An 18,805-nucleotide genomic window follows, 5' to 3' on the forward strand; every position below is an offset into this window, starting at 1 on the left:
CAGACCTCCAAAGCCATCTCAGCTATATTGTGTGAATAATCAATGTGCAATTTTGCTATTAAAAACATAGAGGTTATTGATGGGCAGTTTGAATAGAAAAGTTGCGGTAGGTGCTTTTTGGACAGTGTCAGCTAGATTAATAATTAAAGGGCTAGGATTTATTAGCACTATAATACTAGCCAGAATATTAATTCCAAGTGACTTTGGATTAATTGCACTAGCTATGATTACTGTTGCATTTTTTGAGATCTTTACCAGCTTCGGTTTTGATTTAAATATAATTCAAGAGAAAAATGTAAATAACGACACTCTAAATTCTGCTTGGACATGCAAATTGATAGGTGGGAGTCTTTTAATGACACTTATTGTCGTATTTAGCTTTTTCTCTCACCAATTTTTTGATGAAAAAAACATTCAAGAGCTTATTTTTGCAGTCGCTTTCATCCCCATAATTAGAAGCTTCCATAATATTGGTTTTGTTTTACATCGCAAGGAGCTAGAACTTAAGAAAGAGTTCAATTTAGAAGTATACGCTAAAATTTCGTCGTTTATAGTCACTATATCTTCTGCTCTTTACTTACAAAACTTTTGGGCTTTGGTTATTGGGATTTATATAAATGAGCTTGTAAGGTGTTTTCTTTCCTATGTAATGCATCCATTTAGACCTTCACCTTCGCTAATTGAAGCAAAAAAGCTATTCAAGTTTTCTAAATGGTTGTTGCTAAGCAATTTAGTTATCTTCATCAATCACAAAATTACAGATATGATAGTTGCCCAAAAAGCAGGCGTGGGCCAATTGGGCCACTATACCATTGGCTATGAAATTTCGAATCTACCTACAACCGAAATTGTTTTTCCTTTAAGCAGAGCTTTATTTCCTGCATTTTCTAAAGTTAAAAATGACCTCGAACATCTAAGAGAGCTATTTATAAACTTTACACAGTTCATAATAATGTTGGCAGCACCAATTTCATTTATACTAGCTTTATGCTCAACAGAGCTTGTCACAATCTTACTTGGAGAAAAGTGGCTTCCTGTTATCCCAGTAATTTCTTTACTAGCATTTTATGGGTTGATACGTAGTTCAATCCAAAACATAGGTAGTATTTTTATTGCGCTAGGAAGGCCAGACCTTCCATTCAAAATTTCAGTGATTCGACTATTCTTTATTATTCCTCTGCTATTGCATTTCGTACCGCAATATGGAGCTGAAGGTGGCGCATTAAGCGTATTAATTTGTGCGTTTATTACGTCTCCAATCGGACTATATATAGTTAAAAACAAACTTAACATTGCAAACCTTATGCTGTGTAAAACTTATCTCCCACCTATATTGGCATGCATGTTCGCATATTTAATAACTAACTACGTTTCGCTATTGATTTTCCAATACACAAACATGATTTTCTTAGCGATATTAAAAGTCCTTTTCTTTGCTACTATTTACTTCGTAATTATCTCTATCTACTCGAAATTTTTCGATAAAAGCTATATATATAATTCTATAATTGCTAAGCTGAAAAGCAGAGTGGCGCAGCGTTTAGCGGTTCTAAAGTAATTCTTAAACTTCGGAATAGGTATGAGCTTTTCAGTAAGTAAAAAGTCTGGTAATCGAAAAAATAAGGTACTAGTTGCAGGGTATATTGGTGGTATCAACGTCGGCGATGAAGCTATAGCACTAACGGTCGCTGCAAGCCTTAAAGAAGATCACAACTGTGACGTGACCATTGCGAGTGGCCAACCTGAACTAAGCCAAAAGTATATGCAATACGATGTAAGCTTTGTGGAAACCTTTTACCCAGGTAAGCTTTTAGACTCTAAGGCTCTTTTTGAATTAATAAAGGTTATTAAGAATACTGATATTTTGCTTTTTGCGGGTGGTGGACTACTACAGGACGTGCACAGTACTAAACTGCTAGAACACGGAGCTTTTCTCTGTTCAATTGCTAAAGTTTTTAATAAGAAAGTCGTCGCAATAGGAGTTGGAGCAGGCCCAATTAAGTCTGAATTAGGAAAGCAGTTCGCAAATACATTCATGAGATTTAATGATGTAGTTTATTTTAGGGATGAATACTCAAAAAACTACATTGAGAATACGCTACATATAGAATCTGGTACTTCTCGTACTGCTTTGGACAGTATTTTACTCATCAAAATCAACAAAATTTTAAAAGCTAAGAGTAAAAACAAGATAGGTCTTTGCATTCGAGATTGGCCCGGGTTGCCTCTCAATAGTATATCTTTGTTACTCAAAAAACTTATTGACCTTGAATATAAGATTGTTTTTATCCCGTATGAAAAAAGCGATATTTTGTTGTTTGGGAAGTTACATGAAATGTTTGGAAATAATATTGTTCTAGCAAAAGATGAGTCTTTCGAATCGACGCTTGAAACTATAGGTTCGCTACACTTTTTGATATCAATGCGTTTACACGCCAATTTATTTTCGGCTTTATTGAAGACTCCTTTTGTCGCGTTAGCTTACGACAATAAACTACGAACGGTATTTTCAAGCATTGGCTATGAAAACAACGTTTTCGATCTAGATTTCCCTTTTAATGACGTATTCGAAAAGGTTATCAACTCATCTAACACATCAATGTCCAACCTGGATGATTTGACTGAAATTCAGCATAAAGCGTTGGATGCGGTATTAAATGACTCAACGGTTGAAATTAAAAAAATGGACTTGCATCTTAAAGTAGCAGCGTTTCTATTTTGGATGAATAGACTTGTTTTTAAACCAACACTTGTACGTATATCAATGAAAGTTAGTCCGTTTTTAAAGCCTATAGTCCCTTCGATAATTGAAAAAAAGATAAAGAAAATGTTGGGTATTGATTGGTAGCGTGAATTTATTAGATTGGGATAAATAATGAAAATTGGAATTGTCACAACGTGGTTTGAGCGTGGAGCAGCCTATGTTTCCCGACAGTTTAAAGATATTTTAGAAGAGCAAAACCAGGTTTTTGTTTACGCTAGAGGCGGAGAGAAATTTGCTATTGGCGACCCTAATTGGGACTATGACTATGTCACATGGGGTAAAGCACCGTTGACTCATGCTTTTACTGACATAAATTTGAAAGACTTTGAAAAGTGGATCAAAGAAAAGCAATTAGACTTGGTTTTATTTAATGAGCAAAAAATATGGGCGCCTGTTTTATTGTGTCGAGAGCTTTCCGTTTTGACAGGTGCTTACATTGACTATTACACCGAACAAACAGTACCCATGTTCGGACTGTATGATTTTTTAATATGTAATACTAAGAAGCACCACAGCGTATTTGATTGGCACGAACAGTGTATTTTCCTCCCTTGGGGCACAGACACTGACCTATATAGACCTGAGAACGGTGTTAATGAGCCAGAAAGGATCCGATTCTTTCATTCGGCGGGAATGAATCCATTTCGCAAAGGCACAGATTTATTATTAAAGGCATTTTCAAAAATTCAGGGGGAAGCAAAATTAGTCATTCATAGCCAAGTTAGTATACAGAGTTTCTTTCCCGAATTGGAGCAACTGATATTAAGCTTAAAGTCTCAAGATCGCCTAGAAATACATGAACGTACGGTAGGTGCCCCGGGTCTTTACACCAAAGGTGACGTATACGTATATCCAACCAGACTTGAAGGCATAGGCTTGACTATTCTTGAAGCTGCGTCATCTGGTTTACCAGTGATTGTTCCTGACTACGATCCTATGAATGAGTTTGTGGATTCTTCGATCAACGGAAAAGTAGTAAAGATTGATAAGTTTTGGTCTAGGTGGGATGGGTACTATTGGCCTCAGTGTGAAGTAGGGGTTTTTGATTTAACTGAAAAAATGCAATTTTATGTAGACAATAAATTATCTATTTCACAGTTTAAAGCAGACGCAAGAGAGTATGCGCTTTTAAACTTTAATTGGAAACACAACACAAGCTCCTTAAATCAAGAGATTACAAAAATTAGGCAGATTGAAAGTAAGGGGTTTTCAGAGATATTAATCAAAGCAAAAAATTATGACCAAAAGTTGTTTCAGCGACATAAAAAGTCAACGAAGAAGTTATTTTCAGAGGCTATAGAGTTCAATTACCCAAGAGCTTTTATGGTAATAAAAAAGCTTAAATCGATGTTGAGAAGTTGAGGGTCAAAATTGCCCCTTACTTTGTTGTTACTGGCATATTTGGGTCACTAAACTGCACCAGCAACACCTTGCGATGGAGAATTTTGACCGCCAACACAAAAAATGAACAAATATACACAGACTCTAGTACATCGATGAATGCATGAAAAGTCGAATGGATTAGCTAGTTTATTGATGGATAGTCGCACCATCAAAGACGCAGATTACTGTAGAGATAAAAATCAGTTACTGAGACGCTAAATAAGTCTCAGGGTGTTTCAAACGTCATAATGCGAAATAATCGTGTATGTGACAATGAGTCTTACAAAGGAAATACGGATTTTACGGTAACTTATAGGGATGCTGAGTGGTTGTCTAATATCGGCTCATAATTTTGAGCTAAGCCTATCGAATATCAAATGAAACAAATCAATACTTACTATGCTCATATCGACACGCTAAGGGCTTTCGCGGTCCTAACTGTCATTCTTTTTCATATCAATCATGAATACCTACCAGGTGGCTTTATTGGTGTCGATGTGTTCTTTGTTATTTCGGGTTATTTAATTACCAGCCACATCATGCAGAGCGCAGGCTCAGGTCAGTTTTCATTGAAAGACTTTTATGCTCGTCGTATCAAACGGATTCTGCCGGCCTCATTTTTTGTCATTACAGTAACGGTAATCATTGCTCAGTATTTGTTCTTACCTGAAGATGCAATCCAAGTTGCTAAGTCTGCTTCCTGGTCAGCATTTTCTTTGCCCAATATTTACTTCTGGAAGTTTCAAGATACGAGCTATTTTGCTTCAAGCAGTTATACAATACCTCTACTACATTATTGGTCTCTTGGGGTAGAGGAACAGTTTTATGTAATCTGGCCTTTGGTGATACTTGTTTTACTTAATCGTATACCCAAGCCAGTGTTTATCATTTTGATCATTCTTACTATTCTATTCTCCGCAATAATAGCAGAGTGGTTAATAAGTACTCATCACTCTTTTGTGTACTACATGTTACCTACACGAGCAGGAGAACTGTTAGTTGGTGGGTTACTCGCCGCCTTAATGTATTTTGGTTGGTTACAAAAACGAACTGATTCACACATCTTATTTTATCTGTCGATCGTTATATTAATTGGCGCATCAATTTTCATTGATAGTGATATGACATTTCCGGGTTTTTTGTATCTGATTCCAACCATTGGTTCAGCACTTTTCATTTACAGCGGGTTTGAAAACAACAGTCCAGTCTTACGCCTTATGACTAGCAAACCTATTCTTTGGGTGGGTAAATTATCCTATTCAGCTTATCTGGTTCATTGGCCAGTGTTGGCGTTTTATCGATATGGTTACGGTTCGCCTAGCTTACTCACTGAGTTAGTTTTGTTTCTTGTTATATTGGTTTTGGCTTGGTTGAATTGGAAATGGATAGAAGAGAAGTTTAGATATAATCAGATAGAGTTTAAGCCGTTAGTAATCAAGCAATTCTTAACTCCTATTTTATGTATTTGTCTCTTGTCCTTTGCTGTTATAAAGTCAGATGGTTTGGGGCTCAGACTATTATCGGAATCATACCAAACAAAGCTTTCATCAACTTACAATCATGCCAAAGCACCTAATTCATACGACTTTGTGTGCCAATATTGGCGAGTTGAGAGCGAACATTTGTCCGATTCTAATTGCATCATTGGTATCGACGCCGTTGAACCTAAAGTACTTTTATGGGGAGACTCAAATGCTGCTCATTACATTGGAATTTTAGGTCAAATTGCAAAGAGCCAGGGCTGGTCTTTTCGAAATATTTCACATGCTTCATGTCCTCCATTATTAAAGGGGGCAGAAAGCTTTGTAAATCACGTGCGATATAGTGATTGTCGCGCTTCTTCCGAGATTGTTTCGAACTATTTGGATAAATACGATGTCATTATCATATCAGCTGCATACTCTTCTTATTACAAGAGTAATAATGATTTTCTAGCCAAATTTAAAGCTTCACTCAGCGAGTTAAGTTACGATAAAAAAGTTGTATTGATAGGGAAGGCACCTGTTTTTAAAGGATATGATCGTCAGTGCCTTGCCAAGTCACTAAATTATCCCATGTCAGACTGCTTCGATAATACGCAATCTGATCAAACCCTCATCGAAAGCATAAACCAAGATTTAAGAGCCTATGCAAACTCACAAACCAATGTGCACTTTATCGATTTCAATGGCTTAGTCTGTAAGCCCGAATGCTCACCTTACCAAAAGCACAGCCCTCTCTACTTTGACCAAAGTCATATAGAAATTCAGGCTTCTTGGTTACTTGGCGCAGACCTTATAAAACTGTATCCAAAACAAGTGCAATCTTTCGAAAGTATCATTAACGAAAAATACCCTCGCAATTAGGTATTTGCTTCCAAATTCGAAGAAACTGGCCATAACTCTAATGTCAGTTTGTTAATTAAAAGAGTGACCAAATTTAATTTAGCAGTTGATTTGGTAAGAAAATGCCAAATGCCATAAGTTCGTTTCTTCTCGAGTTAAAGAGCCTCTAAAAACACTCATTTAACAAGTAGTAGCTACACTAAGCGTGCAGCTACTGATTTATTTCGACATCTCCATTGTCTCCAACTTATTGGAAATCTCATCAATGTCATGGTGTTAAATTTGGGGTAGAGGTCATTTTTAATCATTTGCGCTGAATACTAACTCAATTTTTTCAAGAACTATCCCTTTGTTATTTTTCACGTTCGCATTGATGTTAACCAAATCAAACCAAGAAGTACCCAAGTCCGAAAGAGCTATGTAACTATAAGCTTCTCCAGGCTGGAATGTCGTTATTTCATACGGTTCTATTGATGTTTCAGTCATTCCGAACCAAGTACCACCGTTTATTCGTCTTCCTTCAAAATCAACGCTGATGTTGGGAGTAAATACATACTTACCACTATCATAATTCTTCCAGGTTAACTTCACTACCGCATTTTGAGGAGCCTCTATGCCCGTACCTTTAACGCCTTGATAATTATAGTTACTGTTATCGCCATGTAGAATTGTTAGTCCACTTTCGTGAAAGCCAGTGTATGTATCCATAAAGATTTCAGAGAACGCTTCATGTAGATTATCTTGTGAGATACTTGGACTAAGACTAGTAAAATCAGCGATTAAGATGTCAGAGGAAAGTTTCGCTTCAGTTTCAGCTTTTGAGAAGCTAATAGGAGGACGACATGTATCTGACAAATTAAACTGAGAACTAACAAGCTCGATTTTTTCAAGTAGCAGCGTTTTGTTGTTAGAAAAGTTACTGTTTATATTTATAAGCGTAGCATAGATAGTTTCATTTACGTTATATTCTGTAACTGTAATTTCATCGCTGTTTACGGTTGTCACTGGCATGGTTTTCCAGCTGTCAGTTTTACTAAGGTCGTAGCGGCCTTCTTCAGTAAAAGATACGCGTGGGTGAAATGTTGCGGGGCTGTCGCCTATGTTTTTCCAAGTGAGTCTAAGTTTGTCACCTTTATCAAGCTGAATCCCTGCTCCTGAAATTCCTTGATAGTTATATTGAGAGTTTGAACCTAAAAGTGTTGTCATACCGCTTAAGTGAAAGCCAGTATAGATATCACTAAATACGGTGTCGTAGTGTACAGTTGGCAAATAAGAGTCAGAAAAAGCAACTACAGTTTTGCATTGAGAAACAAGTAATTGATCTTCAGTAACCACATCTAGCTGAACTTGAATATCAGTGCTTTGACCAATTTCATCCATCGCAGTCAAAGTGATAACATCGGACTTAGGTTGAGACGCAACACCTATGATTTTGGTCCCATCTATGCTTAGTCCGTCAGGCAGTCCTAAAGCTTGAAGCTGATATGTACCCTTACCTCCTTCAACGTTTATTTCTTGTTCATAGTTGTAACCAACAACAGGTTGCTGGATTTCATCAGTTTTTATAGTAAGGGGGTAGTCAACTTCCATTATTTGGTAGTCAATTGATTTAACAAGATCACGCTTTCTGAGTATGCCAACACCAGGCACATCTACACTAACATTATCTTCTTCAAAGTAACGACCTTCGGCGCGTTCAGTTACATCTCGAACGGCAAAATAGATATTGGTGCCAGGCTCAATATAGTCGATATGTTCACTTTGGAGCTGCAATGCAGCCCAAATTAAATTATAACCATTTGTAGGTTTGTGAATGAGGCTATCGCTATTTGACTTGCTGCGATCAAAGTTAGTTACGACTTCGGTTTTGTAAGCTGAATCGAAATTGGCATTATCAATCGGATCGAACGAATATCTAACCTCATAAGTTGCTTCGCAATCTAGGCAGCGATATTTGTCTTCAATCGAGATATCAAATATTTTTGATTTAGGAGAAAAACCTACAGACAGGCTTTTGATAGTTTCTTCATTTTCATAAGGTTTAAAACTAGTTGTTACTTCGTCTATGTAGTACACGCTGTCTGCTGGCAAATATTTCGAAAAATCCGCTCTTAGATTGAATGCTGCAATATTTGAAAAATACTCTTTGCCGTTTCCTGAGTATTCTGTTCCCCCTTCTGAAAAAGCGTGAAGTTCATTTGTCCCACCACTGTTCTTATGTGTAGGGCTTGCATCAAATTGTATTTTCGTCCAACCACCTAACGCTATATTGGCAACATGATGGTAATAATGCGCCCCTTTACTTGTATTGATGAAAGGGTAGAAGGAAAAGCTCTTTCTAGGAGAGGTCAGGTAATCGGTAGAGTACTTCTCTATATCAACGCTTCCCTTGGGCATTAAGACCCACAGATTTAGTCGATTTTTGTCTCTTAATTCAGGTATCTTTGCGGTGGAAGTAGGGCCTTTGTAATACAAAGATATATCACCTGGTAGAAGCGATTGTTCACCTAAGTCTTCGGTTGACTGGTACTCACTTTTACTTCTAATTGGTTTGCCATCAGACAAAACTTCATCATCAGCACCTTTGTACATACCACCAGTTAAGTGAATTCGGAGCGAAGATCCATTTACTGAAAACTCAGAGCTAGCGTCAATGTATCCGTATTGCAACCAGCCCATGTGGTCTGAATTGCGTCCGTTATAGTAAGGATATAATTTAAATCCATCATTTCTACAGAGCTTTGATTGCAAATCACCATTATAGAATTGGCAAGGGTTTTCACCTACGTCAGAATAGTACCAGTCTTCGAAGCCCTGTTCTATTTCACCGTTCTCAAAATCAAACGACATGAAAACTTCAGGGTCCGCATGGATAACTGGCGCGTTACTAATTGTGACGGCAGATAAAATACTCAACAGGCTCTTCATACATCTACTCCTGAAAACACCTAATACCAACTTGATGAGTAGTGTAGATATGTACATTTTATAAGCAAGTCTCTTTGGGTGTATGTATCAGACGTTAGTTATGTATTTTCATTCTCAATTGCGCAGAGTGTTTTGAGCGTGTTGTGTAGTTGCTCAGCTTTGCATTCGCGACTGTGTTCTTGCAAATTGCGTTCGAAGCTATAATTTGCTTGTTTAATTAGTTCATAAAGCGCTGTTTTCGCTTCGTTTTCAGAATAACAACTGTAAACACCGTCATAGCGTGAAGCTAAACACTCGGTAGCACTGCCAATGGGTGACTTAACCAGTAACTTTTTCTGCGTTCTTAAGTACTCGTATAGCTTTCCTGGTATCTGCTTATTGAACCTCTCATCTTGTATCAGTAGTAACGCGTTGCAATTCATCATATTAGATAGTGCGTGAAGAAAAGGAACCGGAGCTAAAAATTTCACCAAATTCGATATGCCTAGCTCTTCTAACACTTCCTTAAATTCATCTCCTGTTCCGGCACCTTGAAATACTAACTCAAATGTTTTTTCCGAAAGTTTCCCTTCGCTTAGTAAAGTGGACATGGCTTTGAATATAGGAACGGGGTCTCTTCCGTAATTATAGAGCACTCCTGAATAGTACAAGCTAAATTTTTCAGACGAAAATGGTGAGCTAATGGCGGCCATTTCTTGAAGTTTTTCGAAATTGCTTTCATCAAAACCATTTTCAATGACACTACGTTTTTTTCTTACTAACTCACCGTACTTTTGGCAATAAAGTTCTCGCACTTGTTCTGTGGCGAAAGTAAGTTTGCTAGCCTGCGTTAAGGTCTTTACATCTATTTTTCTATGTAGTTTGTCTAAACTTTTACCTAATGAGCCATTCATATAGTGAAAAGGATCTCTGTAGTCAGCTACCCACGGTGTACTATTGATAGAAGACAACTTTTGAGCAATATAGTGTGTACTTGGAATTGGGGATGTGGACCAAATGACATCTGGTTTATATTTTTTTAGTAATTTCTTTCCTTTATGTAATGCGCAGGGGATCCACGTTAAACCCCATCGGTCAGGAAATTCCAAAGATGAAAAGTATTTCCCTTTAATAGACAGGTGGCGAGGTACATCCAATGCCATGGCTCTATAAATTAAGTCCTCGGTTTTATCTTCGTAAGAATCGTCTTTTCTTTCGTACGCTTGTTCCGATGCGGTGAGTACAACCACTCTCCAGCCCCATTTTTTCAAATACCGATAAAAGCTCTCAATTCTGGGAACGGAAGCACCATTACTTGGGGGGAACTCAAAAGCAACCATTAACAGGGTTTTGTTAAGTTTAGTCACTCAGTTTCTCTCCTGCAATTTTCTTTACTGCGATACAAAATTGATTAAGTTCTTTTCTATGCGGCATAAATCGAGGAAGCCTAGTTTTTTCGCTTTTGCTTGTAACGCCGCCATCATTCGTTGCAAATCCATATTTAACACCATAGTGTTTTATCATATCTTCATGTGCTTCAGTAAAATCTCTTCCCAACCAACCATTGGGGTACGCGAAGCAGTTGATTTTTTTGGGAAGTAAAGCATTGAGTATATCAATTGAAGCGGTAATTTCTGAATTTGCTACAGCGTAACTTTGATAAGCGAGAATACTGTGAGTATGTGTATGAGCACCAATACTGTGTCCTCTATTTTGTAAATCAATGAGTTGTTTAGGAGTCATCATACAACGATTGGTTTTGACATCGCCAAGGCATTGCTTTAACCCTTGGAGCTCTCTGTCTCGCTCGAGATTACTCAATACTTTTAACTTTCCAACAAGAGCGAGGTACGCGTCTGCCTTTTTTTTGATCGAACTAAGTTCAAAACTCATGCTGCCGTGTTGGAGTTGGTGTTTTGTTGTTTTTTTAGTACTTCCATAAGTTCATCATTCCACAAGTAGCCTTTTTCAGTTCCTTGTGTCGCAACGAAAAAACTTGCTTTACCTCCCGCAGACTCAATTATTGGCGCTGCTATTTCGTAGTTGTCAATATATCCATCATCGAATGTTAGACACAGAGCGTTCCGCGGAAGTATTTTGTTCTCTAGTCTATACAGTGCTTCTTCTAGAGAAAGTAAGCTAAAGTACTTGGTCAGCTTTTCAATGAGTAACTCAAAATTACTCGCTTGCCAGTCATCCGGACAAAAATCGCAATCCGCTGCTAACACACGATGAAAATACAATACGGGAAGAGCTGTTTCTCGAAGCTTAATTTTGTTGACTACGTCAATCACATTTAATACTACAGAAAGCATACATTACTGTTCCCAGGTTGTGACGCTATTTATTCAAGAGTTGCGCGTTTCATGTTTATTTATTTGGTATTTTTGACCTTTGTTGAAAAACGTACTGAAAAGATCATCACGATCTAGAATACATGTTGCTCGAATTGAATTGAAGTAAATTGATATGTGTATGCTTTATGCATAATTGGCTGTAATTATGGAAGAAGGTAGGGCAGAATATTGTCATCTCTTGAATACGTCTAACAAAAAGCAAAGACAAGGCTGAAAAATGAAAAAAGTGCTTACTGTTTTCGGCACAAGACCTGAAGCAATAAAAATGGCTCCGCTAGTACATGCGCTGGCAAAGGACACGAATATCGAATCTAAAGTGTGCGTAACCGCTCAGCACAGGGAAATGCTCGACCAAGTATTGGCGCTATTCGAGATTGTTCCTGATTACGATCTCAACATAATGAAACCTGGGCAAGATTTATATTCTGTTACAACCAGTATTTTAGAGGGAATCAAGCCAGTATTGGAAGATTTTAAACCTGATGTAGTTTTAGTGCACGGTGACACAACCACTACATTCTCTGCCTCATTGGCTGCTTTTTATCAACAAATAGATATTGGCCATGTAGAAGCTGGACTCAGGACCGGAAACCTTTATTCACCGTGGCCCGAAGAAGCTAATAGAAAATTGACGGGTAGTCTAACTCGCTATCATTTTGCACCTACCACATTGTCTCGCGATAATTTACTTGCTGAAAACGTAAGTAATGATCACATTGTTGTTACAGGCAACACCGTTATTGATGCATTGTTGTGGGTTCAAAAGAAGCTGTCAAATGACCAGGCGTTATCGGGCGAGCTAGAGCAAAAGTTTTCTTTCCTAGATAGCCAGAAGAAACTCATTTTGGTGACAGGCCATCGACGAGAGAGTTTTGGGGGGGGCTTTGAGAGGATTTGTACAGCCCTAGGTAAAATTGCCGAACAGCGAAAAGATGTACAAATTGTTTACCCAATGCATCTTAATCCCAATGTAAGAGAACCTGTTAATCGACTTTTATCTTCCCACGATAATGTATTTCTCATCGAACCTCAGGACTATTTGCCTTTCGTTTATCTAATGAATGAAAGTCATATCATTATTACTGACTCTGGTGGTGTACAAGAAGAGGCCCCATCATTAGGAAAACCTGTGTTGGTAATGCGAGATACCACGGAGAGACCTGAAGCTGTAGCCGCAGGTACAGTGAAATTGGTGGGAACTGACGTGGATAAAATAGTAAATGAAACCGTTTCGTTGCTCGATGATCAAGACAATTACACGACAATGTCGGCCGCGCACAATCCATATGGTGATGGAAAAGCGTGTTCAAGGATCGTAGCAACTTTAGTTAAGGACAAAAAATAATGGCATTTAATCGAGTATCAGTCATCGGGCTTGGGTACATTGGTCTTCCGACGGCAGCAGTGATTGCCTCCCGTGGTATAGAAGTTATTGGTGTGGAAATTAACCAAAAGGCTGTTGACACTATAAACAGGGGCGATATTCACATTGTCGAACCAGATCTAGATATTGTGGTGCAAAGTGTCGTCTCAACGGGGAAACTAAAAGCCACGGTACAAGTAGAGCCTGCGGAAGCGTTCATGATTGCGGTGCCCACACCTTTTAAAACAGGAAATGCAGGGCAAAATAGCCCTGATCTGAGTTACATCGAAAGTGCGGCTAAAGCCATCGCTCCTGTTTTAGAGAAGGGGAATCTAGTTATTCTTGAATCTACTAGTCCTGTTGGAGCTACCGAAAAATTAGCGCATTGGCTTAAAGAAGCGCGTCCTGATCTCACCTTTCCCCAGGATGTAGGTGACAGTGCTGATATCAATGTAGCGCATTGTCCTGAACGTGTTTTGCCAGGATATGTACTACAAGAACTTGTATCTAACGATCGTGTGATTGGCGGTATTTCTCCAGCGTGTAGTGAAAAAGCCAAAGCGCTTTACAGTACGTTTGTCAGAGGTGAGTGTATCGTTACTAATGCGCGTACAGCGGAAATGGCAAAGCTTACAGAGAACTCTTTTCGGGATGTGAATATTGCATTTGCTAATGAGCTTTCTGTTATTTGTGACAAATTACAAATTAACGTTTGGGAGCTAATTAAACTAGCTAACCGCCATCCTCGCGTGAATATTCTTAATCCAGGTCCCGGTGTGGGAGGGCATTGTATTGCAGTTGATCCGTGGTTCATTGTTGATAGCTGCCCAGAAGAAGCGAAAATTATTAAGCAGGCACGTTTGGTAAATGATGCAAAGCCTCATTATGTCGTAAATCAAGTTCTTGCGGCTGCTGATGAATTTAAAAAGCCGGTGATTGCTTGTTTAGGCCTTGCTTTTAAAGCTGATATTGACGATTTGAGGGAAAGTCCTGCGCTTCAAATTGTAAAAGCGTTGAGTGCAAACGCTAACGCTTCACTATTGGCTGTTGAGCCCAATATTAAAGAACTGCCCTCTGCGTTAAGCGAACAAGGCGTTGAGCTTGTTTCTCTTGGTCAAGCCATAGAAAAAGCCAATGTCATCGTTGTATTAGTTGACCACAAAGAGTTTAAGGCTGCTGATAGAGCAAGCTTGGCTAGAAAGGTTGTCATTGATACTCGCGGCATTTTGTAAAGGGTTTAAACGCGAAAAGGAAACCTGCATGATTCGATCATCAAGATTTGCTTTTCGCATTGTCCTTGTACTTTGCATAAGCCTTTTTACTGAAATTTCAGTTGCTTCTAACGTAATGGTTGATGGGAAACTTTTTACGTCGTTGAAAAGCGCAATATCAAGTATTAAAAATGGAAGTAGGGTTTATTTAGAAGCTGGCGTTTATACCGAAGGCGCTTATATTAAAGCCAGTGATATCTCTATATTAGGGGAACCTGGCGTTATTTTTGATGGCGCACTTGCTGATGCTAAAGCTGCACTAGTGCTCTCCGGTAATAATGTTGAAGTAGAGTCTATCGCGTGTGTAAACATAAAAGCGCCTGCTGGTAATGGCGCTTGTATTCGTTTTGAAGGAAAAAACCTTACCGTTCGTGGTATCACAGTATCTAATTCTGAATCTGGCTTAATGACATCGTCTGATGTTGGATTAGTAGTTGTCGAGTATTCCAGCTTTGAATCACTGGGCAATCGAAATGGATATGCGCATGCATTATACGTTAAAGCCGACGAACTTTTTTTCCGTTACTCTTCTATTTTAAGTACAAAGCATCAAGGTTCTGGCATTAAGTCGCGTTCTAAAAAAGTCATTGTGGAAAACAGTAAACTTGCTTCGCTTAATAGCATTGATAGTCGCCTGATCGATATGGCCAATTATGGTGAATTGATTGTTAGAAACAGCATTTTGCAGCAAGGGAATGGGTCATCAAATAGCCAGTTAATAGCGTATGGCTTAGAAAAAAACGTTTCGAAAGTGTTTGAAACTAATAAAATATCTATCAAGGACAACTTAATAATTTTTGATAGAAGACAGGCTAATGTACTCATAAGCAGCAGACTAGAAGACGAGCGAATTATTAGTGGAAATTTGTTTATAGGGGATTTTAATAATCCAAATGAGTTTGCTGAGGGAAATTTGTGGTTTTTAACAAGAAATGATGCAAAGCTACCTCAAGCGCCTTATTTGCCTGAAATTCACGAGAAACAATTAGTTATGAGCAGAATTAGAATTTTGGGTGATGCACAAAATGATTGATGGAAAACACACTTCTTATGTGATTAGTGATTTGCATAAAGATGATATAGAAGCGTGGGATGGTTTCGTCGATAACCATGAAAAAGGGACGCTTTATCACAAGGCTGCATGGGCTAGCTTAATACGAACTGCATTAGGTCAAACACCGCGTTATTTAAAAGCAACAGACACCGAAGGCCAAATAGTAGGTGTTCTGCCGTTAATACAATTAAAAAGCCTATTATTTGGTAATTTCCTAGTGTCAATGCCGTATTTTAACTACGGTGGTGTGCTTGCCAATAGTGATGAAATTGCAACGCGGCTTGTTAACGCATCTACCCAATTAGCCGACAAGTTAGATGTATCCCATGTGCAATACCGTTGTTCGATACCATGTATGTCTGAATCTTTCCCAGTTGCTACACATAAAGTGAATATGGTTTTAGACCTACCAGAGTCTCAAGAGGCATTGGGAAGTGCAATAGGGTCAAAGCGTCGTTCTCAAGCAAAACGCCCAATTCGAGAAGGCGTGACTCACAAGATTGGTGGCAAAGAACTGCTTAGTGATTTCTATGATGTGTTTTGTATAAACATGAGAGACTTAGGGACACCCGTTTACAGTAAAAAATTGTTCGACAATATTTTCGAAACATTTCCAGATAACACCAAGATTTGTGTGGTTTACTGGGAAGGTAAACCAGTATCAGCTGGTTTCTTAATGCACTATAAAGATAAACTTGAGATCCCATGGGCAAGCACGGTTCGTTATGCCAATCGAATTTCGGTCAATATGTATTTGTATTGGCAAATACTAAGTTATGCAATAGAGCAGGGGTTTAAGCAGTTTGACTTTGGACGCTCTACCGTGGATGCCGGTACATACAAATTTAAAAAACAGTGGGGAGCACAACCTCAGCCTTGTTATTGGTATCATTATGTACCAGAAGGAAAAACATTGCCGGATCTTTCTCCCGACAATGAAAGCTTTGGGCTTGCTATTAAAATATGGCAGAAACTTCCCATAATTATTACGCAAGCGATAGGCCCGCACATTGTGAAAGCTATTCCATAGGTTTACGTCACTTTTTATATTTTAATATTACTAAGTCTGCCCAATGAACTTTTTCATTTTCCCAAAAAAATGTTTTTCTAATAGTAAATCGAATATAGTATTTGCCCATTACACTAACCCGACACGGAAACATGATTCGGTGAGTCAATGAAAAAAAAGCTGGTCCATCTTGTTTACAGCATGGGATGTGGAGGGTTAGAGAAAGTAATAGTTAATCTCATCAATGGCACTCATGAAAAAGTCGAGCATGTCATAATCACACTCACCCCTGAGTTTGAAATGATCGACGTTATCGTACCTGTCATAGACGTTTTTTGTTTAGAAAAGCGCCCTGGTAAAGACTTAGGATGTCATTTGCGTCTTTATAAGCTACTAAAGCAAATATCTCCTGATGTAATCAATACCTATAATTTTGGAACCATTGAATATCATGTAACGGCATTTCTTGCTGGAGTAAAGCTGCGTGTGCACAGTGATCACGGACACGGTGGTGATGCACAAGATGGCTTGAATAAGAAGAATAATCTAATTCGCAGAGTATCATCCTTTTTCATCCACGATTATGTCGTGGTCTCGCAAGACTTGATGGATTGGGTGACAAAAATCGTAAAAGTAAAGCCACATCGATTACACCTTATTCAAAATGGTGTAGAGGTACAGCCCAGCTACACTGCTCTAGAAAAGGCTCCTGCCCAAGAAAAAGTAGTTTGTACTGTTGGCAGGCTCGACCCCGTGAAAAATCAGTCTTTGTTGATTCGCGCATTTAAAGAGCTCGTTGATAAGTGCCCTGTACCTGTAAAACTTAAGATTATTGGGGATGGGAGTGAGCGCAGCAAACTAGAGAGCTTGACTAATGAATTAAACCTTCAAGAGCATGTTGAATTTCTCGGCTATCGAGAGGATATTCGACATCAATTGGAACAGTGCGATGTGTTTGTTTTATCATCTCACTATGAAGCCATGCCAATGACAATATTAGAAACCATGGCAGTGGGAAGGCCTGTTGTAACTACTGACGTAGGTGGCATACGGCATTTTATAGATGATTCGGTAGTGTCATTTGTTGAGCCTGATAACAAAGAAATGTTGGCCTGTGAAATCTTGTCTTGCGTTACGACGTTTCCAGCAGATAAAGTTGAGAAAGCGCACAAATTAGTATTCGATAAGTATTCAATAAGTGCAATGGCTGAGCGCTATTTATCAGTCTACTCCACAACTACGCAAAGTACCTAAAACATTCCGTCCTAACAAAGAACACCAATATGAATTGTCTATATGCCTTATTGTGCCAACTTGTCTTTGAGCATTTGCATAAGATAATTGGCATTTCCGAGTAGGGAAGCAGGGTAAAAGGTTAAATTACTAAACTCGTAAATCTCACTACTCAAGCTCTTTTTATATTGACTTTCACCACCAAGAAAGTCGTACCATTGAAAACCTTTATTTCTGTAAAATTGCATAAGAAGAAAGTGCATGCTGTAGCCGGGCTTAATTTTTTTGTTCTGAAAAGCGTAATTTATTCCTGAACAGTAAAAATAGATATTATTCTTAAAAGCAATATTGTATGAGTAGCCGAGAACCGTATTTCCAGCCGTTACTTTCACTAAACTGACATCATCAAAAAAGTAATTGATGAGATGGGTGTGATGGGCAAGGAAAAAGGGGTTATTGAAACCACTTCCTTCGGGTGTCTGTCCCCATCTCTTTACGTGATATTGACCAAGTAAGTTGAAATAATCCCTCGCTTCGTCTTTCGACGCCTCCTTAATGCTTAAATTTCCGCACGTTTCAAGTAATAGTCTATTAGAGCGCCTTGTCTGTTCTCGGGTATTCTTAGAAAAACACCCTTCCAAATTTTCACCTGCGAGGTAGGTTCGATATCCTTTTATTGGGATACTGTGATATTTTCTGCAAGTAGATGATGATTCTTGTTTCCATTTATCTTCCAATGCCATTGAAACATAAAGTTTGTCGGTAACTAGGTTGTCAAGAAAGTTAAATAACGCGTTAAGGCAATCCGTTCTATCTTCTTTTGTACACATTATATCATTGTGCTCAATCCACACTTGATCTTGCTTGGGAATGCCAGTTTGGTTTAGATACTGTGTATGAATAAAAGGAAAGAGGGATGCCTTTTGTCTAGCCAACCAGAAATAGCCAATTTCGTTTCCATGTTTTACAAAGGTATATAGATGTGGCAAATGTTCGAGTGATAATGCCCAAGATTCTTGCCATAAAAGAGAGGTAAAAGGAGAGTCGCTACTTATTTTCTCATGCATCGTTCTGAGGAAAGATGTAACCTCAAAAGAAGTGCTTATGTGTTTTTGTTGTATTGATATCATAGCAGTGATG

The 18,805-nt window shown here is 38.5% G+C and carries 14 protein-coding genes; 9 read left to right on the forward strand and 5 right to left on the reverse strand.

The genetic code is table 11. The features are described 5' to 3' along the window. Nucleotides 1-79: 79 nt before the first annotated feature. The 4 genes from EYR97_RS01940 to EYR97_RS01955 all read left to right on the forward strand — a co-directional run bounded on the left by EYR97_RS01940 (nt 80) and on the right by EYR97_RS01955 (nt 6,492). The gene (locus EYR97_RS01940) at nt 80-1,558 is read left to right on the forward strand and encodes a lipopolysaccharide biosynthesis protein (RefSeq protein ID WP_131092148.1); all 1,479 of its coding nucleotides are present in this window, start codon (nt 80-82) and stop codon (nt 1,556-1,558) included. Nucleotides 1,559-1,579: 21 nt separating this feature from the next. Then, entirely contained in the window at nt 1,580-2,848 is a 1,269-nt protein-coding gene (locus EYR97_RS01945) for a polysaccharide pyruvyl transferase family protein (RefSeq protein WP_131092149.1), read from the forward strand. 27 nt (nt 2,849-2,875) lie between these two features. Then, entirely contained in the window at nt 2,876-4,126 is a 1,251-nt protein-coding gene (locus EYR97_RS01950) for a glycosyltransferase family 4 protein (RefSeq protein WP_131092150.1), read from the forward strand. A gap of 398 nt (nt 4,127-4,524) precedes the next feature. Then, nucleotides 4,525-6,492, forward strand: a complete 1,968-nt coding sequence (locus tag EYR97_RS01955; protein ID WP_131092151.1) for an acyltransferase family protein — start codon at nt 4,525-4,527, stop codon at nt 6,490-6,492. Between the two features lie 279 nt (nt 6,493-6,771). Here the strand turns inward: EYR97_RS01955 and EYR97_RS01960 are convergent, their stop codons facing one another. From EYR97_RS01960 to EYR97_RS01975, 4 genes are all read right to left on the reverse strand, one after another. Continuing rightward, nucleotides 6,772-9,399 (reverse strand): hypothetical protein, encoded by a 2,628-nt coding sequence (locus EYR97_RS01960; RefSeq protein WP_131092152.1) that lies wholly within the window; start codon nt 9,397-9,399, stop codon nt 6,772-6,774. Between the two features lie 98 nt (nt 9,400-9,497). Further along, complete coding sequence (locus EYR97_RS01965; RefSeq protein WP_131092153.1) at nt 9,498-10,745, reverse strand: glycosyltransferase; 1,248 nt, start codon at nt 10,743-10,745, stop codon at nt 9,498-9,500. Further along, nucleotides 10,738-11,199, reverse strand: a complete 462-nt coding sequence (locus EYR97_RS01970) for a polysaccharide deacetylase family protein (protein WP_165477959.1) — start codon at nt 11,197-11,199, stop codon at nt 10,738-10,740. The genes EYR97_RS01965 and EYR97_RS01970 overlap by 8 nt, the downstream gene beginning before the upstream one ends. 68 nt (nt 11,200-11,267) lie before the next feature. Then, the gene (locus EYR97_RS01975) at nt 11,268-11,693 is read right to left on the reverse strand and encodes a polysaccharide deacetylase family protein (protein WP_131092155.1); all 426 of its coding nucleotides are present in this window, start codon (nt 11,691-11,693) and stop codon (nt 11,268-11,270) included. Nucleotides 11,694-11,952: 259 nt separating this feature from the next. Between EYR97_RS01975 and wecB the strand changes: the two genes are divergently transcribed. From wecB to EYR97_RS02000, 5 genes are all read left to right on the forward strand, one after another. Beyond that, on the forward strand, nt 11,953-13,080 hold the full coding sequence (gene wecB / locus EYR97_RS01980; protein ID WP_131092156.1) for a non-hydrolyzing UDP-N-acetylglucosamine 2-epimerase: 1,128 nt from the start codon (nt 11,953-11,955) through the stop codon (nt 13,078-13,080). Continuing rightward, on the forward strand, nt 13,080-14,330 hold the full coding sequence (gene wecC, locus EYR97_RS01985) for a UDP-N-acetyl-D-mannosamine dehydrogenase (protein ID WP_131092157.1): 1,251 nt from the start codon (nt 13,080-13,082) through the stop codon (nt 14,328-14,330). Before wecB ends, wecC begins: the two co-directional genes overlap by 1 nt. Before the next feature lie 28 nt (nt 14,331-14,358). After that, nucleotides 14,359-15,402 (forward strand): hypothetical protein, encoded by a 1,044-nt coding sequence (locus EYR97_RS01990; protein ID WP_131092158.1) that lies wholly within the window; start codon nt 14,359-14,361, stop codon nt 15,400-15,402. Continuing rightward, nucleotides 15,395-16,453 carry a FemAB family XrtA/PEP-CTERM system-associated protein gene (locus EYR97_RS01995; protein ID WP_131092159.1) on the forward strand — a complete coding sequence of 353 codons (1,059 nt, stop codon included), beginning with the start codon at nt 15,395-15,397 and terminating at the stop codon, nt 16,451-16,453. The genes EYR97_RS01990 and EYR97_RS01995 overlap by 8 nt, the downstream gene beginning before the upstream one ends. 147 nt (nt 16,454-16,600) lie before the next feature. Further along, nucleotides 16,601-17,686, forward strand: a complete 1,086-nt coding sequence (locus EYR97_RS02000) for a glycosyltransferase (RefSeq protein ID WP_131092160.1) — start codon at nt 16,601-16,603, stop codon at nt 17,684-17,686. Between the two features lie 47 nt (nt 17,687-17,733). On the opposite strand, the gene EYR97_RS02005 is transcribed toward EYR97_RS02000, so the two are convergent. Continuing rightward, nucleotides 17,734-18,795, reverse strand: coding sequence for a GNAT family N-acetyltransferase (locus tag EYR97_RS02005; RefSeq protein WP_131092161.1), 1,062 nt, complete (start codon nt 18,793-18,795; stop codon nt 17,734-17,736). Nucleotides 18,796-18,805: the final 10 nt, after the last annotated feature.

This window comes from Alteromonas sp. KUL42 (assembly GCF_006538325.1).
GTDB lineage: Bacteria > Pseudomonadota > Gammaproteobacteria > Enterobacterales > Alteromonadaceae > Alteromonas.

What these genes read in the sequence shown, in the direction of transcription:
- EYR97_RS01960 (WP_131092152.1), bottom strand. Translation starts at nt 9,399, where the DNA reads ATGAAGAGCCTGTTGAGTATTTTATCTGCCGTCACAATTAGTAACGCG.
- EYR97_RS02000 (WP_131092160.1), top strand. Translation starts at nt 16,601, where the DNA reads ATGAAAAAAAAGCTGGTCCATCTTGTTTACAGCATGGGATGTGGAGGG.
- EYR97_RS01940 (WP_131092148.1), top strand. Translation starts at nt 80, where the DNA reads ATGGGCAGTTTGAATAGAAAAGTTGCGGTAGGTGCTTTTTGGACAGTG.
- EYR97_RS01995 (WP_131092159.1), top strand. Translation starts at nt 15,395, where the DNA reads ATGATTGATGGAAAACACACTTCTTATGTGATTAGTGATTTGCATAAA.
- EYR97_RS01945 (WP_131092149.1), top strand. Translation starts at nt 1,580, where the DNA reads ATGAGCTTTTCAGTAAGTAAAAAGTCTGGTAATCGAAAAAATAAGGTA.
- wecC (WP_131092157.1), top strand. Translation starts at nt 13,080, where the DNA reads ATGGCATTTAATCGAGTATCAGTCATCGGGCTTGGGTACATTGGTCTT.
- wecB (WP_131092156.1), top strand. Translation starts at nt 11,953, where the DNA reads ATGAAAAAAGTGCTTACTGTTTTCGGCACAAGACCTGAAGCAATAAAA.
- EYR97_RS01955 (WP_131092151.1), top strand. Translation starts at nt 4,525, where the DNA reads ATGAAACAAATCAATACTTACTATGCTCATATCGACACGCTAAGGGCT.
- EYR97_RS02005 (WP_131092161.1), bottom strand. Translation starts at nt 18,795, where the DNA reads ATGATATCAATACAACAAAAACACATAAGCACTTCTTTTGAGGTTACA.
- EYR97_RS01990 (WP_131092158.1), top strand. Translation starts at nt 14,359, where the DNA reads ATGATTCGATCATCAAGATTTGCTTTTCGCATTGTCCTTGTACTTTGC.
- EYR97_RS01950 (WP_131092150.1), top strand. Translation starts at nt 2,876, where the DNA reads ATGAAAATTGGAATTGTCACAACGTGGTTTGAGCGTGGAGCAGCCTAT.
- EYR97_RS01975 (WP_131092155.1), bottom strand. Translation starts at nt 11,693, where the DNA reads ATGCTTTCTGTAGTATTAAATGTGATTGACGTAGTCAACAAAATTAAG.